This is a genomic window from Aeromonas sp. R7-5, assembly GCF_040908015.1.
In the GTDB taxonomy this organism is placed as follows: domain Bacteria; phylum Pseudomonadota; class Gammaproteobacteria; order Enterobacterales; family Aeromonadaceae; genus Aeromonas; species Aeromonas caviae.
The window spans coordinates 315,726-330,620 of record NZ_JBFOCZ010000033.1; the positions used below are offsets into that span (position 1 = coordinate 315,726).

Sequence of the window (14,895 nt, forward strand, 5' to 3'; positions counted from 1 at the left end):
TGATTTATGAGACAATAATGTGCCTTGCACCCCCTGTGCCGATATCTCACATGAGCGAGCCTGCCTATGTCCCCCAAAACCATCTTCTCGAGCGTGGCCCTGGTGATCGCCCTGGGTTCACTGGAAAAGAGCATCGTCACCACGCCCTTGCCCATCATAGGGGTTGAGCTGAACGCCGGTGCCGCCCTCACCTGGGTCGTGACCGCCTATCTGCTGGCGGCCACTGCGGCCCTGCCCATCTATGGCAAGTTGAGCGACATGTTCGGCCGGGTACGCATGCTAAACATCGGTATCGGCCTGTTTCTGGCGGGATCAGTGGCCTGCGCCCTGGCCCAGGATCTGCCGACCCTGCTGGCCGCCCGCGTGCTGCAAGGGTTGGGGGGCGGGGGGCTGATCGCGCTCGCCTTCACCGTCATCGCCGACTGTATTCCGCCACGGGAGGTGGGCAAGTATCAGGGGTATATCTCGGCGGTCTATGCGGTCTCCAGCATCGCAGGCCCGCTGCTCGGTGGCTATTTTACCGAGCAGCTCAGCTGGCGCTGGATCTTCTGGATCAATCTGCCGCTCGGCGCTATCGCCCTCTGGCTGGTGAACCGCAATCTGGGTCACCTCAATGTGCGTCGCCACAGCCGCTTCGACTGGAAGGGAGCGGCACTGCTCATCACGGTCACCACCCTCACCCTGTTGCTGCTCTCTCCGGAGGCGGCATTGCCCGCCGTCTGGCTCGCGGCTGCGCTGGGGGCGGCCTTGTTGCTGCTGATCCTGGTGGAGCGGCGGGCCCACGATCCCATATTACCGGCTCATCTGGCCCGGTTGCCCAGTTATCTGGTGAGCGTGCTGCTGGCGCTGGCCTCGCAACTGCTGATGTTCGCCGTGCTGGTCTACCTGCCGTTGCAGATGCAGTGGCAAAAGGGGATGAGTGCCAGTGACAGTGGCGGGATCATGGTGATCTTCATGGTCTGCATCACGGCGGGGGCCTTCGTCGGCGGCAAGCTGATCGGCCGTACCGGTTACTACCGGCGCTTCGTGGTGGCAGGTTTTGCCCTGGCAGCGCTGGCCCTGTGGCAGATCCACTTCGACCTCTGGGCCAGACTGGGACTGGGGTTTGCCGGATTGGGGCTGGGTCTGGTGCTGCCGGCGCTGTCGGTGGTGGTGCAAAATGCCCTGCCGCGGGAAGATCGCGGCATCGGCATGTCCCTGTTCAACTTCGGCCGGGAGCTGGGTGGGGCGGTCGGTGTCGCCATCTGCGCCGTGTTGTTCCATGCCGCCCTGCCAGCAGGCAGCAGCCCCAATCTGGTCAGCCTGAGCCCGGCCGAACTGGCACCCGGTTTCAGCGCCACCTATATCGGCATGGCGCTGATCGCCACCGCCGCCCTGCTGGTCACCTTGCTGGCATTGAAACGCCACGAGCTGGCCAGCAAGCACGCCTGATGGTTGTTATCGGATACAAAGAGGGCTCCCCGCGGGGAGCCCTCTTCATGGGATCAGGCAGGTGCTTTTCCTTCCGTGTCGTGGCCTTGTGCCACTCAGCCCGCTCATCGGGCGTCGGGGCGGGAAGGTGACCTGACAGGCTCGGGTTGCTGGCGCTCGGCCTGGGCATCGAGTTCCTTGCCGAGGAAGTAGTTCAGGAAGGTGCGGATGACCGCGATGATGGCGAGGCGCACCAGCTCCTCCTTGCTGGGGGCCACCGTGGTGGCAAGGATGTCGGCGGCGAGCTGGAACTCCAGCGCCAGGATGAGCCAGCTGCCGAAGCAGAGGCGGATACGGGGAAAGCCGGGCTCGTGATCCCGCACTCTGGCCGCCAGCCAGAGGGTCTTGCCAAGGCCGATGACCACGCAGGCGATGGAGATGATCTCCAGCAGCAGTTGGAACAGCTCCACCCCGTGCATCATGCCCTCTTTCAGGCTCGCTATCTCGAACACTCGGGTTACCTCCCTGATTCAAAAGAGACACTTTTAACACGGCTTGGGGGCCGGTTCCAACTCAGAGTCTTCTGAGCATCATGGCTATCTGGTCGATGAGCTGACGAGCGGCAGGGCTGATGGCCGCCAGTTGGAAGTAGCCGTGGATGACGCCATGCTGCCGCTGGCAAGTGGCATCGACGCCAGCCTGCACCAGCTTGCCATACAGGGCTTCCCCTTCGTCGCGCAGCGGATCATATTCCGCCGTGACGATATGGGTCGGCGGCAATCCTGACAGGGTGGGATGGTGGAGCGGGCTGGCTTCGGGATGGCTGGGGGGCAGGCTGCCAAGGTAGGCGTGAAAACCGCTTTCGAGCATGTCCCGGGTGATGAGGTAGTCGTCACCGAAATCGCGGTAGCTTTGGCTCACGCAGAGGGCATCCAGCATGGGATAGAGAAGCAGCAGGGCCTTGGGCAAGGGGGCGCTGGCAGCCTTGAGCCGCAAGGTGGTGACCAGGGCGAGATGACCCCCTGCGCTGTCGCCGGCAATGGCGAGACGTGCCGGATCCCCATGCCATTTCTCCACCTCGGCCATGATGGCCCGCGTGGCGGCCAGCGCATCGTCGTGAGCCGCAGGATAGGTGTGTTCCGGGGCGAGGCGGGTGTGTACGGCGAAGATCAGGGCGCTGGCCCGGTTGCACAGCATCCGCATCTGGCGATCGTGGGTCTCGAAATCCCCGCTGACAAAACAGCCGCCGTGAAAATAGATCAGCACCGGATACGCGGGGGCCGGTTTGTCTGCGGGCCGATAGCAGCGGATGGCGTGGTGATCGGCCTGCCACTCCTCGATGGCGCCCACCTCTTCCCGCTCACCCCCCAACAGGGCAGAGGCAAGGTAGCCGTCACGGCGCGCCTGCCAGCTCAGCTGGCTCACCTTGGGACGACCTGCGGCGATGAAGTCTGCCACCATGGCCGCGATGGCCGGTTCGAGTTGTTTTTCCATAAGACACCAATAACTGTATATAAAAACAGTTATTGTGCGCTTTTGGCCCGTGAGCGCAACCGGCGTTAGCTGAGGTAGCTCACAAAATCAGGCTTCAATCAGCACGAATTCAATCACATAGAGGGGCGGCAGTGCGGGGTAGATATCGCGGATCACATCTTTAAGCTCGGGGAGGGTCATGTTCTCCTGACGGGCGTGCTCGTCAGTCAGCTCCTCGAAGGCGACCGCCTTGACCGAGATGACTTCAATGGTGCCAAAAGGCTGGTGTTCCGGGTTGGTGAACAGGGCCAGGCGCTGGCCGGGCTGCCAGTTTGCCTCGCTCTCGTCGCGGATGGTGATGGTCTTTCGGTCAGCCTGGATGTCGGCGACAAAGCGGCTGAAGAAGGTGAATGCCGGGTAGGCCGGGGTGTGCTGGGTCATGTCGTCTCCGAAGGGCAAGGAGTGAGAGGGCGGCTCAGGCCGCGGCGGGCCCATTTTAGGAGGGGCAAGGGGAACGTGCAGCACTTTTTACCCCGACATGTGAAGGGCGACCGACTGCGTTCACGGACCGGTAAAATGGCCGCAACTGAACCTGAATGTGAGATGATGCGGCCTCCTCTTTCTTGATATGTAACAAATCAGGGGGACGGGCTCTGTGGTCTGATGGCGTCCGAGGCCGGCCGTGGTTGACGTTGAACAAAAGGAGCAAGTGTGAATTCCGAGTTGATCTGGGTGCTCAGCATGCTGGTGGGTGCCATTCTCCTGTTTATTACCAACAAGGTCCGCATGGACGTGGTCGCCTTGTTGATCATCATCCTGTTCGTGTTGAGCGGCACCCTGACCCTGCCGCAGGCGCTGGCAGGATTCAGCGATCCCAACGTCATTCTGATTGCCGCCCTGTTCGTGGTGGGGGAGGGGCTGGTGCGTACCGGCATCGCCTATCAGGTGGGAGATACCCTGGTGAAGGTGGCTGGCAGCAGCGAAACCCGCATGCTGGTGCTGCTGATGGTGGCGGTGGCGACCCTGGGGGCCGTGATGAGTTCGACCGGGGTGGTGGCCATCTTCATCCCCGTGGTGCTGAGCGTGGCGAACCGGATGGGGATCCCGGCGGGCAGACTGATGATGCCGCTCGGCTTTGCCGGCCTTATCAGCGGCATGATGACGCTGGTGGCAACCCCTCCCAACATGGTGGTGAACAGTGAACTGATGCGCCACGACATCCAGGGGTTCGGCTTCTTCGGCTTCACTCCCATGGGCGTCATCATTCTGGGGATGGGGATCCTCTACATGCTGCTGATGCGCAACCGTCTGGTGCGTGAAGGAGAGGAGGGCAAGGGCAAGCAGATGGGACGCAGCACCATGCGGGATCTCATCCGTGACTACCGACTGGCCGGGCGAGCACGCCGACTGGCGATCCGGCCCGACTCCCCCCTGATCGGCCAGACCCTCGACGAGCTGCAATTGCGTGCCCGCTTCGGGGCCAACGTCATCGGGATGGAGCGCTGGCGCAAGTTCAGGCGGGTGATGGTCAGTGTCACCGGGGTGACCGAGTTCCAGGCCAAGGACGTGCTGCTCATCGACATGTCGGATCCCGAGGTGGATGTGCGGGAGTTTTGCAGCGAGGCGCGGCTCGAGCCCATGATATTGCGCGGCGAATACTTCTCCGATCAGGCGCGGGAGGTGGGCATGGCGGAGGTCTCCCTCATCCCCGGCTCCCGGCTGCTCGGCAAGAGCATCCGCGAGGTGACCTTCCGTTCCCGTTACGGTCTGAGCGTGGTGGGGATCCGCCGGGATGGAGAGGCGCTGACCGGCAAGCTGGTGGACGAGGCGCTGCAGATGGGGGATACCCTGCTGGTGGTGGGGAACTGGAGCCTCATTCGTCAGTTGCAGACCCATCATCGCGATTTTCTGCTGCTGGGCCTGCCTGCGGAAGTGGACGAGATGGCGCCTGCCCGCAGCCAGGCCATTCACGCCCTGATTGCCCTCGGGGTCATGATAGTACTGATGGTGACGGATCCCGTACCCAACGTGATCGCGGCGCTCATCGCCTGCCTGCTGATGGGCAAGTTCCGCTGCATCGATCTGGAGAGTGCCTACAAGTCCATCCACTGGCCGACCCTGATCCTCATCGTGGGCATGCTGCCCTTTGCCCTTGCATTGCAGCAGACCGGCGGGGTGGATCTCATCGTCGGCGCGCTCATCTCGGCAGTGGGGGAGATGGGCCCCAGGGTGATGCTGGCCAGCCTCTTCGCGCTCTGTGCCGTCATCGGGCTCTTCATCTCCAACACGGCGACGGCGGTGCTGATGGCGCCCATCGCGCTGGGGACGGCCCATCAGATGGGGGTGTCGCCTTATCCCTTTGCCATGACCATCGCCATCGCCGCCTCGGCAGCCTTCATGACGCCGGTCTCGTCGCCAGTCAACACCCTGGTGCTGGGCCCGGGCAACTACAAGTTCATGGACTTCGTGCGCATCGGCGTGCCCTTCACCTTGCTGGTGATGGTGGTGAGCGTCATCGCCATCCCCTGGTTCTTCCCGTTCTGACGACAGCAAACGATATGGCGGCCTGCGGGCCGCCTTTTTATTGCCTGCAGCGCTCAGCGAGATGAAAAGGGCGGCATCACGCGAGAGGCGTAGCAGAGGAGAGCACAAGGCGCAGCCGTTGAGACATGAGGTGGCGTTGCAGGCGTGCGATGGCGTGGAGAGGGGAAGAAGAGCGGCAAACGCCGGATACAAAAAAACCAGCCTGAGCTGGTCTGTTTGGTACTGCTTTCGATGGTGCGGAAGGAGAGACTCGAACTCTCACGCCTAGGGCGCCAGAACCTAAATCTGGTGCGTCTACCAATTTCGCCACTTCCGCAAGAATAATGGTGGCTATGACGGGATTCGAACCTGTGACCCCCGCATTATGAGTGCGATGCTCTAACCAACTGAGCTACATAGCCGTCTTGTGCACGACTTGCGTCGAATACAAGCAAAAATGGCTGGGGCACTAGGATTCGAACCTAGGTATGGCGAGATCAAAACCCGCTGCCTTACCGCTTGGCGATGCCCCAACAGTGTTCTTTGCAATCGGATGATTGAAGGAACGTTTTTCAAACATGGTGGCTATGACGGGATTCGAACCTGTGACCCCCGCATTATGAGTGCGATGCTCTAACCAACTGAGCTACATAGCCGTTTGTCGTCAACCACAAACGTGGAAGAGAACAGAAAAATGGCTGGGGTACTAGGATTCGAACCTAGGGATGGCGAGATCAAAACCCGCTGCCTTACCGCTTGGCGATACCCCAACAGCGATGCCTGACAGAGACTATCAAACATCATTCAAAAATGGCTGGGGTACTAGGATTCGAACCTAGGGATGGCGAGATCAAAACCCGCTGCCTTACCGCTTGGCGATACCCCAACGACGATGCCTGACAGAGATCATCAAACATCATTCAAAAAATGGCTGGGGTACTAGGATTCGAACCTAGGGATGGCGAGATCAAAACCCGCTGCCTTACCGCTTGGCGATACCCCAACTAGAGATGGTGGCTATGACGGGATTCGAACCTGTGACCCCCGCATTATGAGTGCGATGCTCTAACCAACTGAGCTACATAGCCAACCTTGCTTCCAGTGAGTCGTTGCCTCGTCACTGTGCGGCCGGAATTATGCGTATCTGGCTCTGGGGCGTCAACCCTTTTTTTGTTTGAAAAAACGAATTTGGGTGCGTTTGGCGAGTTATTGGTCGCTGTCGTGCAAAAGCCCAACAATCTGGTTTTTTTTACGACATTCGCACCCAGATCGCGCCTCTGGCCAGATAAAAAAGAGGCCAGCAAATGCTGGCCTCTCATGGGGTTAGACGTTGAACAGGAAGTTCATGATATCGCCATCCTTGACGATGTAGTCTTTCCCTTCCGCGCGCATCTTGCCTGCTTCCTTGGCGCCTTGCTCACCCTTGTAGGTGATAAAGTCGTCGAAGGCGATGGTCTGGGCGCGAATAAAGCCTTTTTCGAAGTCGGTGTGGATCTTGCCAGCGGCCTGCGGGGCGGTGGCGCCTACCGGAATGGTCCAGGCGCGCACTTCTTTCACACCGGCGGTGAAGTAGGTCTGCAACTTGAGCAGCTCGTATCCGGAGCGGATCACCCGGTTCAGGCCCGGCTCCTCGATGCCCAGATCCGCCATGAACTCGGCGCGGTCTTCGTCGTCCAGCTCGGCGATGTCCGCCTCGATGGCGCAGCAGACGACCACGACAACGGCGTTCTCGGCGGCGGCTATCTCACGGACCTGATCCAGGTAGGGGTTGTTCTCGAAGCCATCTTCCGCCACGTTGGCGATGTACATGGTGGGTTTGAGGGTCAGGAAGTTGAGGTGGCTGACGGCGTCCAGCTCATCCTTGTCCAGCTTCATGCCGCGGATCATCTGGCCGTTTTCCAGGGCAACCTTGATCTTCTCCAGCACTTCCACTTCCAGCTTGGCATCCTTGTCGCCGCCCTTGGCACGCTTGGACTGGCGATTGATGGCGCGCTCGCAGGCATCCAGGTCGGAGAGGGCCAGCTCGGTGTTGATCACCTCAATGTCGTCGGCCGGGGAGACCTTGCCCGCCACGTGGACGATGTTCTCGTCCTCGAAGCAGCGCACCACGTGACCGATGGCTTCGGTTTCACGGATGTTGGCGAGGAACTGGTTGCCAAGGCCTTCGCCCTTGGAGGCACCGGCCACCAGGCCGGCGATGTCCACGAACTCCATGGTGGTCGGCACGACACGCTGCGGATTGATGATGGCCGCCAGCTGGTCGAGGCGGGGATCCGGCATGGGGACCACACCCGTGTTCGGCTCAATGGTGCAGAACGGGAAGTTGGCGGCTTCGATGCCGGCCTTGGTCAGCGCATTGAACAGGGTGGATTTGCCTACATTGGGCAGGCCCACGATACCGCATTTAAAACCCATGGATTGTTACCTTGTTGATGGATGCTTCAAGGGGCCGCGCGGGCGGCCCGTGTCGTGTTGCTTGACCCCGAGGCGAGGGATCTCGCCAGGGGCCGGTCATCTTGAACTGCCTGGCGATGCAGGCTGAAGGCCTAGACTTTCTCGGCCTTGAAACTGTGCAGGCGATTCATGGCCTTGGTCATGTCCTGCTTGAACAGGATGTCGGTGGCGCGCAAGGATTCGTCCAGCGCGGCCTCGATCAGACTCTGCTCACTGCTGGGCGCCTTGGTCAGCACGAAGCCGGCGACCAGCTCCTTGGCGCCCGGATGGCCGATGCCAAGGCGCAGCCGGAAGAAGTTATTGTTGTTGCCCATCCTGGCGATGATGTCCTTGAGGCCGTTATGGCCGCCGTGACCGCCCCCTTGCTTGAACTTGGCGATGCCGGGAGGCAGGTCCAGCTCGTCGTGGGCCACCAGGATCTCCTCCGGGGCGATCTGGTAGAAGCGCGCGAGCGCCGCCACGGCCTTGCCGGAGAGATTCATGTAGGTGTTCGGGATGAGCAGCCGCACATCCTGCCCGTCCACCAGGAAGCGGGCGGTGTGGCCGAAGAACTTGGGCTCTTCGCGCAGGCTGACATTGTGCCAGCGTGCCAGTTGCTCCACATACCAGGCGCCCGCATTGTGGCGGGTCTTGGCATATTCGGGGCCGGGATTACCCAGCCCGACAATCAGTTTGATTTGACTTGTCACGCTTGATGTCTTCACTCGCTACTTGCCATGGGCGGATGACCCGGGGCAATGGGACGCAATATTCTAGCCGCCGAGTGACGATCACTCAACCAAAGTGCGGCAAGGTCGGGGAAAAGCCGGACAGAAGGGCTCGGGTGGGGTGGCTCGTCCGAGGTTTTCGTCTCTTGCCGAGTGAAGGCTGGCGGTTGGCGCCAGGCACCCAAAAAAACAAAAACCGCCATTCGGCGGTTTTTGTCACGACAGGGTCTATCAATGCTCGAACATGGCAGAGATGGACTCTTCGTTGCTGATGCGGCGAATCGCTTCGGCCAGCACGGAGGAGAGGGTCAGCTGCTTGACCTTGCCGACGGCCTTCATCTCCGGGGTGAGCGGGATGGAGTCGGTGATGATCAGCTCGTCGATGACCGAATTCTTGATGTTTTCAACGGCGGTGCCGGAGAAGACAGGGTGGGTCGCATAGGCGAACACGCGCTTGGCACCACGCTCTTTCAGCGCTTCGGCCGCCTTGCACAGGGTGCCGCCGGTGTCGATCATGTCGTCGACGATGACGCAGTCACGACCGGCCACGTCGCCGATCAGGTGCATGACCTGGGAGACGTTCGGACGGGGACGACGCTTGTCGATGATGGCGATGTCGGTGTCGTCCAGCAGCTTGGCGATGGCACGGGCACGGACCACGCCACCGATGTCCGGTGACACGACCACGGGGGATTCGAGGTTCTTGGCCTTCATGTCTTCCAGCAGCACCGGGCTGCCGAACACGTTGTCGACGGGGACGTCGAAGAAGCCCTGGATCTGCTCGGCATGCAGGTCAACGGTCAGCACACGGTCCACACCCACGCTGGAGAGGAAGTCGGCGACGACCTTGGCGGTGATGGGCACACGGGCGGAGCGGACGCGGCGGTCCTGACGGGCATAACCAAAGTAGGGGATAACGGCAGTGATACGGCCAGCTGAAGCACGACGCAGTGCATCCACCATGACGATCAATTCCATCAAATTGTCGTTGGTCGGGGCACAGGTGGATTGAATGATGAAGATATCGCCACCGCGTACATTCTCGTTGATCTGTACGCTGATCTCGCCGTCGCTAAAGCGACCTACGGCAGCATTGCCGAGTTTGATAAACAGGCGATCTGCGATCTTCTGGGCTAGTTCCGGCGTTGCGTTACCAGCAAACAGCTTCATGTCAGGCACGGTTTGAAACCTCGGGGTTGCATCCAGTATGTGGGGAGTCTGATTTTAGACCCGTATCGTTTGGGGGCAAACGATTTAGCAAGATGACGGACAAGGTCTCTGGGCGATGTCGAGGATGGCGTCTCATCACCCGCAGGGTGGGTGGACGGGAATCCACCTTGAGCGCTATCGCGTCAGATTGGCCCAAGACACATCGACGAGGTCAACACCTCCCGATACGGCCTCAACAAGGAGAGAGTTGGCTGGGGTACTAGGATTCGAACCTAGGAATGGCGAGATCAAAACCCGCTGCCTTACCGCTTGGCGATACCCCAATCACTCACTTGTTGCAAAGTGACGAAGAGTGGTGATATGTTCTCGCCCTTGGCGACAAACCCATCCCAGCCTTCCGGCACTCTTGCCAACACCTTCCGAGCAGCCATTTCGTCTTCAAATCGAGCAAAGACGCAGGCGCCAGTGCCCGTCATTCTTGACGGCGCGTATTCTAGCAACCAGCCGAGCGCATTGGCAACCTCGGGGTGGCGCTTTTTCACCAGCAGCTCGCAATCGTTTTTCCACTCTCCTGCCAGCAGATTGTCCAGGGTCATCTTGGGGGTGTTGCGGGGCAGGTCGGGATCCTGGAACACGGCGGCGGTGGCCACATGGCAATCCGGCTTGAGTACCAGGTACCAGGCATCCGGCACCTCGATCTGTTGCAACCGCTCCCCCACGCCTTCGGCGAAGGCGGCCTTGCCCCGTACGAACACCGGCACGTCGGCGCCCAGCTGTACGCCGAGCTCGGCCAGCTCGTCTTCACTCAAGCCGGCTTGCCAGAGGTGGTTCAAGGCCACGAGGGTGGTGGCCGCGTCCGACGAGCCGCCCCCGATGCCACCGCCCATGGGCAGTACCTTCTCCAGCCGGATATGGGCTCCCTGCGGACTGGCCAACCGGCTCTGCAACAGTCGCGCAGCCCGGATGATGAGGTTCTGTTCATCGGGCACGCCGGGAATGGCCGGGCTCAAGGTGAGCTGGTCGCTGCCGGGGATCGGCTCGAATTCGAGCCAGTCGCCGTGGTTGAGGAAGATGAAGAGGGTCTGCAGTTCGTGGTAGCCATCGGGGCGGCGGCCGTTGACGTGCAGGAAGAGGTTGAGCTTGGCCGGGGCGGGCCAGCGGATCGGCGTCTGGTCGTGCATCATGGTGCCAGGGTCCACTCGTTGATCTGCAGCTTGAGACGGCTCTCCTGCCCGGTCATGGTGAGCAGGTGGGGCAGGCGATAGCCGTCCTGATCCCGATAGTCCCCGTAGACGATCTGCCACTGGCCGTCGCGCACGCTGGCGAGGCTGGCATCGGGGTTGAGCTCGAATTCGGCCTGCCCCGGCAATCCCTTGATCCACTCAGGCAGCCCGGCCACCGGAATGTGCCAGCCGGTGAGCTGATAGACCAGGGTTTCAGCATCCTGGCTCTGGTGCTGTTTTCCGTCGTTGTCGAGCAGAGTCACCTCGCCGCCGGTGCGGGAGAGCTCCAGAATATGGGTGCCGATGAGGCTGGTGAGGTTGAGGCGATAGTCGTCGCCGTTTTGCTGCCAGTTGAGGCGGGCGCTGCCCTTCTGGCGGGCGGTGATGATGGCCATCTTGCCCGACAACTGCCAGTGTGTGAGGCGTTCGAGGCGGGCGCGCTCCTGCTGCCAGTTGACCTGATCCCGCTGGGGTTGGGTGGTGGTACAGCCCGCCAGCACCAGCAGGCAGGCGAGGGAGAAGATACGCAACAACAAGGTGGAGCTCCGCAGATGAGGTTTGCGACAGTATAAGGGGCGGCCGTATTGCTTTTAAAGACTTACCCTTTCTCGTACAATTGTCGGCCTCTACACCCTGTGCATGAAACGATCATCACCCACCCATGAGTCTGCTTGCCCTCGGAATCAACCACAACACCGCCAGTGTCGCCTTGCGGGAGCGGGTCGCCTTTGGCCCGGACCGCATCGATCGCGCCCTGCGTGAGCTGGTGGAGCAGCCTGGCGTCAGCGAGGCGGTGATCGTCTCCACCTGCAACCGCACCGAGCTCTATTGCAGCCTGGAGCAGGGGCAGGGGGAGCAGGTGCTGAACTGGTTGCAGCGGTTCCACGCGCTGGAGGCGAGCGAGGTGCTCTCCGCCATCTACCGGCACCAGGACGAGGAAGCGGTGCGACACCTGATGCGGGTGGCCTGCGGCCTCGACTCCCTGGTGCTCGGGGAGCCGCAGATCCTGGGGCAGATCAAGCAATCCTACGCCCACGCCCAGCAGGCGGATGCGGTGAAAGGATCCCTGGAGCGCCTGTTCCAGAAATCCTTCTCGGTAGCCAAACGGGTGCGCACTGACACCGAGATCGGCGCCAGCGCGGTGTCGGTGGCCTTCGCCGCCGTGAGCCTGGCCCGCCGTATCTTCTCCGATCTCTCCCAGACCAAGGTGCTGCTGGTGGGCGCCGGCGAAACCATCGAACTGGTGGCCCGCCACCTGCGCGAGCAGAGCGTGACCCGGATGATGGTGGCGAACCGCACCCTGCAACGGGCCCAGTTGCTGGCAGAGGAGTTCGGTGCCCAGGTAATGACGCTCGAAGAGATCCCGGACTACCTGCACGAGGCGGACATCGTCATCAGCTCCACGGCAAGCCCCCTGCCCATCATCGGCAAGGGCATGGTGGAGCGGGCGCTCAAGGCGCGTCGCTTCAAGCCCATGTTCCTGGTGGATATCGCCGTGCCCCGCGACATCGAAGCCGAGGTGGACGAGCTCTCCGATGCCTATCTCTACACGGTGGACGATCTGCAGGGCATCATCGAGCAGAACCTGGAGACCCGCAAGCGGGCGGCCGCCGAGGCGGAACTCATCGTGCAGGAAGAGCGCGACGAGTTCATGGGCTGGTATCGCAGCCAGCACTCGGTGGATCTCATTCGCGATTATCGCCATCAGTCACAGCAGGTCGCCGACGAAGAGTTGCAGCGGGCCCTGCTGGCCCTGCAACAGGGTGAAAATGCCGAGCAGGCGCTCAAGGCCATGGCCCATCGCCTCACCAACAAGCTGATCCACGCACCGACCCAGGCCCTGCGCCAGGCCGCCGCCCAGGGGGACAGCCACAAGCTGGCCCAACTGCGTCAGGTGCTGGGATTGTCACAAGAATCATAGTGTTGGGACGGCCCTTTGCCGTCCCGTCCTCCATCGAGAATCCAAGAGTCATGAACCCCTCATTGATCAGAAAGCTGGAAGGCCTCATCGAGCGCCATGAAGAAGTACAGGCCCTGCTCGGGGAGCCGGGGGTCGCCTCGGATCAGGACAGATACCGCGCCCTGACCCGGGAATACGCCCAGCTGGAAGATATCGTTCACGCCTTCCAGCGTTTCCGCCAGGCCGAAGAGAACCTCGAGACCACCCGGCTGATGCTGGAGGAAGAGGATGCCGAGCTGCGGGAGATGGCGCAAGAGGAACTGCCGCTCGCCAAGGCGACCTTCGAGGAGCAGGAGCAGGCGCTTCAGGTGATGCTGTTGCCGCGCGACCCCAAGGATGACAACAACTGCTATCTGGAGATCCGCGCCGGTGCCGGTGGCGACGAGGCGGCCATTTTCGCGGGGGATCTGTTCCGCATGTACTCCCGCTACGCCGAGCGTCAGGGGTGGCGTGTCTCCATCGTCAGCTGCAATGACGGCGAACACGGCGGCTACAAGGAGGTGATCGCCAAGGTGGACGGTGAGCACGTCTACGGCCGCCTCAAGTTCGAGTCCGGCGGCCACCGGGTGCAGCGAGTCCCCGAGACCGAATCCCAGGGCCGGGTGCACACCTCCGCCTGTACCGTGGCCGTGCTGCCGGAAGTGCCGGAAGCCGAGCAGGTGGAGATCAACCCCTCCGAGCTGAAGATCGACACCTTCCGCGCCTCCGGTGCCGGCGGCCAGCACGTCAACAAGACCGACTCCGCCATCCGCATCACCCACCTGCCCACCGGGCTGGTGGTGGAGTGCCAGGACGAGCGCTCCCAGCACAAGAACCGCGCCAAGGCGATGTCGGTGCTCTCCGCCCGCCTGCAGGCGGCCGAGGACGAACGCCACCGCGCCGCCGAGCAGAGTACCCGCCGCAACCTGGTGGGCTCCGGGGATCGCTCCGAGCGCATCCGCACCTACAACTATCCCCAGGGGCGTCTCTCCGAGCACCGGATCAACCTCACCCTCTATCGTCTGGGCGACATCCTGGAAGGGGATCTGGACTGCGTGATCACCCCCCTGGTGCAGGAGTATCAGGCGGATCAGCTCGCCTCCCTGGCCGAGAGCAACTGATGCAGATCCAGCAGGCCCGCGCCCATATCATGGCGACCCTGGCCTCCGGGGAATCCCCCCGTGCCGACGCCGATGCCCTGCTCTGTCATCTGCTGGATTGTCGGCGCAGCTATCTGATGACCTGGCCGGAGCACGAGCTCGATGCCGCCCAGCAGGCAACCCTGGCGGGCTGGCTTGCCCGTCGCCTCAATGGTGAGCCCATTGCCCACCTCATCGGTGAGCGGGAGTTCTGGTCGCTGCCGCTGAAAGTGAGCCCGGCCACCCTGATCCCGCGCCCCGATACCGAGGTGCTGGTGGAACAGGCGCTGGCCCGCCTGCCGGGCGGCCCCTGCGCCCTGCTGGATCTGGGCACGGGCACCGGTGCCATCGCCCTTGCGCTCAAGTCTGAGCGACCGGATGCCGATGTATGGGCGGTGGACAGGATGCCGGCCGCGGCCGCGTTGGCCCGCACCAACAGCGCAGCCCTGGGGTTGCCCATCGAGGTGCGCGACGGCAGCTGGTTTGCGCCGCTGTCGGATGCACCGCGCTTTGCGATGATCGTCTCCAACCCGCCCTATATCGACGGGACGGACCCCCATCTTCACGAGGGGGACGTGCGCTTCGAGCCGCGCTCCGCCCTGGTGGCGGAGGAGCAGGGGCTGGCGGATATCCGCCTCATCGTCACCCAGGCGCCCGCCCATCTGGTGCCAGGTGGCTGGCTGTTGCTGGAACACGGCTGGGATCAGGGGGAGGCGGTGCGTCAACTCCTGCTGCAACAAGGCTACGTCCAGGTGGAAACCGTGCGCGATTACGGCGATAACGAGCGGGTGACTCTGGGGCGCCTGGCTCAGTGATATGACGGGCGGGCCCGGTCTGCCCCTGTTCAAGGAAATCTT

Annotated in this window: 13 protein-coding genes and 9 tRNA genes; 5 read left to right on the forward strand and 17 right to left on the reverse strand. The window is 62.1% G+C overall.

Annotated features, from left to right (window positions below):
• Window positions 1–66 precede the first annotated feature (66 nt).
• Window positions 67–1,431, forward strand: coding sequence for an MDR family MFS transporter (locus tag AB5Y53_RS16850; RefSeq protein ID WP_368182639.1), 1,365 nt, complete (start codon window positions 67–69; stop codon window positions 1,429–1,431).
• A 104-nt stretch (window positions 1,432–1,535) separates the two neighbouring features.
• On the opposite strand, the gene AB5Y53_RS16855 is transcribed toward AB5Y53_RS16850, so the two are convergent.
• The 3 genes from AB5Y53_RS16855 to yqfB form a co-directional block, all read right to left on the reverse strand.
• Window positions 1,536–1,922 (reverse strand): DUF1622 domain-containing protein, encoded by a 387-nt coding sequence (locus AB5Y53_RS16855; protein WP_010673839.1) that lies wholly within the window; start codon window positions 1,920–1,922, stop codon window positions 1,536–1,538.
• 61 nt (window positions 1,923–1,983) lie between these two features.
• The gene (locus AB5Y53_RS16860) at window positions 1,984–2,904 is read right to left on the reverse strand and encodes an alpha/beta hydrolase (protein ID WP_368182642.1); all 921 of its coding nucleotides are present in this window, start codon (window positions 2,902–2,904) and stop codon (window positions 1,984–1,986) included.
• 87 nt (window positions 2,905–2,991) lie between these two features.
• Window positions 2,992–3,324, reverse strand: a complete 333-nt coding sequence (gene yqfB, locus AB5Y53_RS16865) for a N(4)-acetylcytidine aminohydrolase (RefSeq protein ID WP_368182644.1) — start codon at window positions 3,322–3,324, stop codon at window positions 2,992–2,994.
• A 270-nt stretch (window positions 3,325–3,594) separates the two neighbouring features.
• On the opposite strand from yqfB, the gene AB5Y53_RS16870 reads away from it, so the two are divergent.
• Complete coding sequence (locus AB5Y53_RS16870; RefSeq protein WP_201968680.1) at window positions 3,595–5,427, forward strand: SLC13 family permease; 1,833 nt, start codon at window positions 3,595–3,597, stop codon at window positions 5,425–5,427.
• 232 nt (window positions 5,428–5,659) lie between these two features.
• Here AB5Y53_RS16870 and AB5Y53_RS16875 read toward each other — a convergent pair.
• From AB5Y53_RS16875 to lolB, 14 genes are all read right to left on the reverse strand, one after another.
• Window positions 5,660–5,743 (reverse strand) — tRNA-Leu (locus tag AB5Y53_RS16875).
• Window positions 5,744–5,751: 8 nt separating this feature from the next.
• Window positions 5,752–5,828: transfer RNA gene (locus tag AB5Y53_RS16880), tRNA-Met, on the reverse strand.
• A gap of 36 nt (window positions 5,829–5,864) precedes the next feature.
• A tRNA-Gln gene (locus AB5Y53_RS16885) sits at window positions 5,865–5,939 on the reverse strand.
• Between the two features lie 46 nt (window positions 5,940–5,985).
• A tRNA-Met gene (locus AB5Y53_RS16890) sits at window positions 5,986–6,062 on the reverse strand.
• Between the two features lie 39 nt (window positions 6,063–6,101).
• Window positions 6,102–6,176, reverse strand: a tRNA-Gln gene (locus AB5Y53_RS16895).
• Between the two features lie 41 nt (window positions 6,177–6,217).
• Window positions 6,218–6,292, reverse strand: a tRNA-Gln gene (locus AB5Y53_RS16900).
• Window positions 6,293–6,334: 42 nt separating this feature from the next.
• Window positions 6,335–6,409, reverse strand: a tRNA-Gln gene (locus AB5Y53_RS16905).
• An 8-nt stretch (window positions 6,410–6,417) separates the two neighbouring features.
• Window positions 6,418–6,494: transfer RNA gene (locus AB5Y53_RS16910), tRNA-Met, on the reverse strand.
• 235 nt (window positions 6,495–6,729) lie between these two features.
• A complete protein-coding gene (gene ychF / locus AB5Y53_RS16915) occupies window positions 6,730–7,821 on the reverse strand; it encodes a redox-regulated ATPase YchF (protein WP_010673843.1) in 1,092 nt (363 codons plus the stop codon).
• A 131-nt stretch (window positions 7,822–7,952) separates the two neighbouring features.
• Window positions 7,953–8,549: an aminoacyl-tRNA hydrolase gene (pth, locus tag AB5Y53_RS16920; RefSeq protein ID WP_041215615.1), complete on the reverse strand. Its 597-nt coding sequence runs from the start codon at window positions 8,547–8,549 to the stop codon at window positions 7,953–7,955.
• A gap of 249 nt (window positions 8,550–8,798) precedes the next feature.
• On the reverse strand, window positions 8,799–9,746 hold the full coding sequence (locus tag AB5Y53_RS16925; RefSeq protein WP_010673845.1) for a ribose-phosphate pyrophosphokinase: 948 nt from the start codon (window positions 9,744–9,746) through the stop codon (window positions 8,799–8,801).
• Window positions 9,747–9,985: 239 nt separating this feature from the next.
• A tRNA-Gln gene (locus AB5Y53_RS16930) sits at window positions 9,986–10,060 on the reverse strand.
• A complete protein-coding gene (ispE, locus tag AB5Y53_RS16935) occupies window positions 10,040–10,918 on the reverse strand; it encodes a 4-(cytidine 5'-diphospho)-2-C-methyl-D-erythritol kinase (RefSeq protein WP_052814546.1) in 879 nt (292 codons plus the stop codon). The genes AB5Y53_RS16930 and ispE overlap by 21 nt, the downstream gene beginning before the upstream one ends.
• The gene (gene lolB, locus AB5Y53_RS16940) at window positions 10,918–11,496 is read right to left on the reverse strand and encodes a lipoprotein insertase outer membrane protein LolB (protein WP_161957696.1); all 579 of its coding nucleotides are present in this window, start codon (window positions 11,494–11,496) and stop codon (window positions 10,918–10,920) included. Before lolB ends, ispE begins: the two co-directional genes overlap by 1 nt.
• 125 nt (window positions 11,497–11,621) lie before the next feature.
• Here lolB and hemA point away from each other — a divergent pair, with 125 nt between their 5' ends.
• From hemA to prmC, 3 genes are read left to right on the forward strand one after another with little or no spacing between them, the layout of a single operon-like run.
• On the forward strand, window positions 11,622–12,881 hold the full coding sequence (gene hemA, locus AB5Y53_RS16945; protein ID WP_041212583.1) for a glutamyl-tRNA reductase: 1,260 nt from the start codon (window positions 11,622–11,624) through the stop codon (window positions 12,879–12,881).
• Window positions 12,882–12,931: 50 nt separating this feature from the next.
• Window positions 12,932–14,020 (forward strand): peptide chain release factor 1, encoded by a 1,089-nt coding sequence (gene prfA, locus AB5Y53_RS16950; protein ID WP_048207166.1) that lies wholly within the window; start codon window positions 12,932–12,934, stop codon window positions 14,018–14,020.
• Complete coding sequence (prmC, locus tag AB5Y53_RS16955) at window positions 14,020–14,853, forward strand: peptide chain release factor N(5)-glutamine methyltransferase (RefSeq protein WP_039039602.1); 834 nt, start codon at window positions 14,020–14,022, stop codon at window positions 14,851–14,853. The genes prfA and prmC overlap by 1 nt, the downstream gene beginning before the upstream one ends.
• Window positions 14,854–14,895 lie beyond the last annotated feature (42 nt).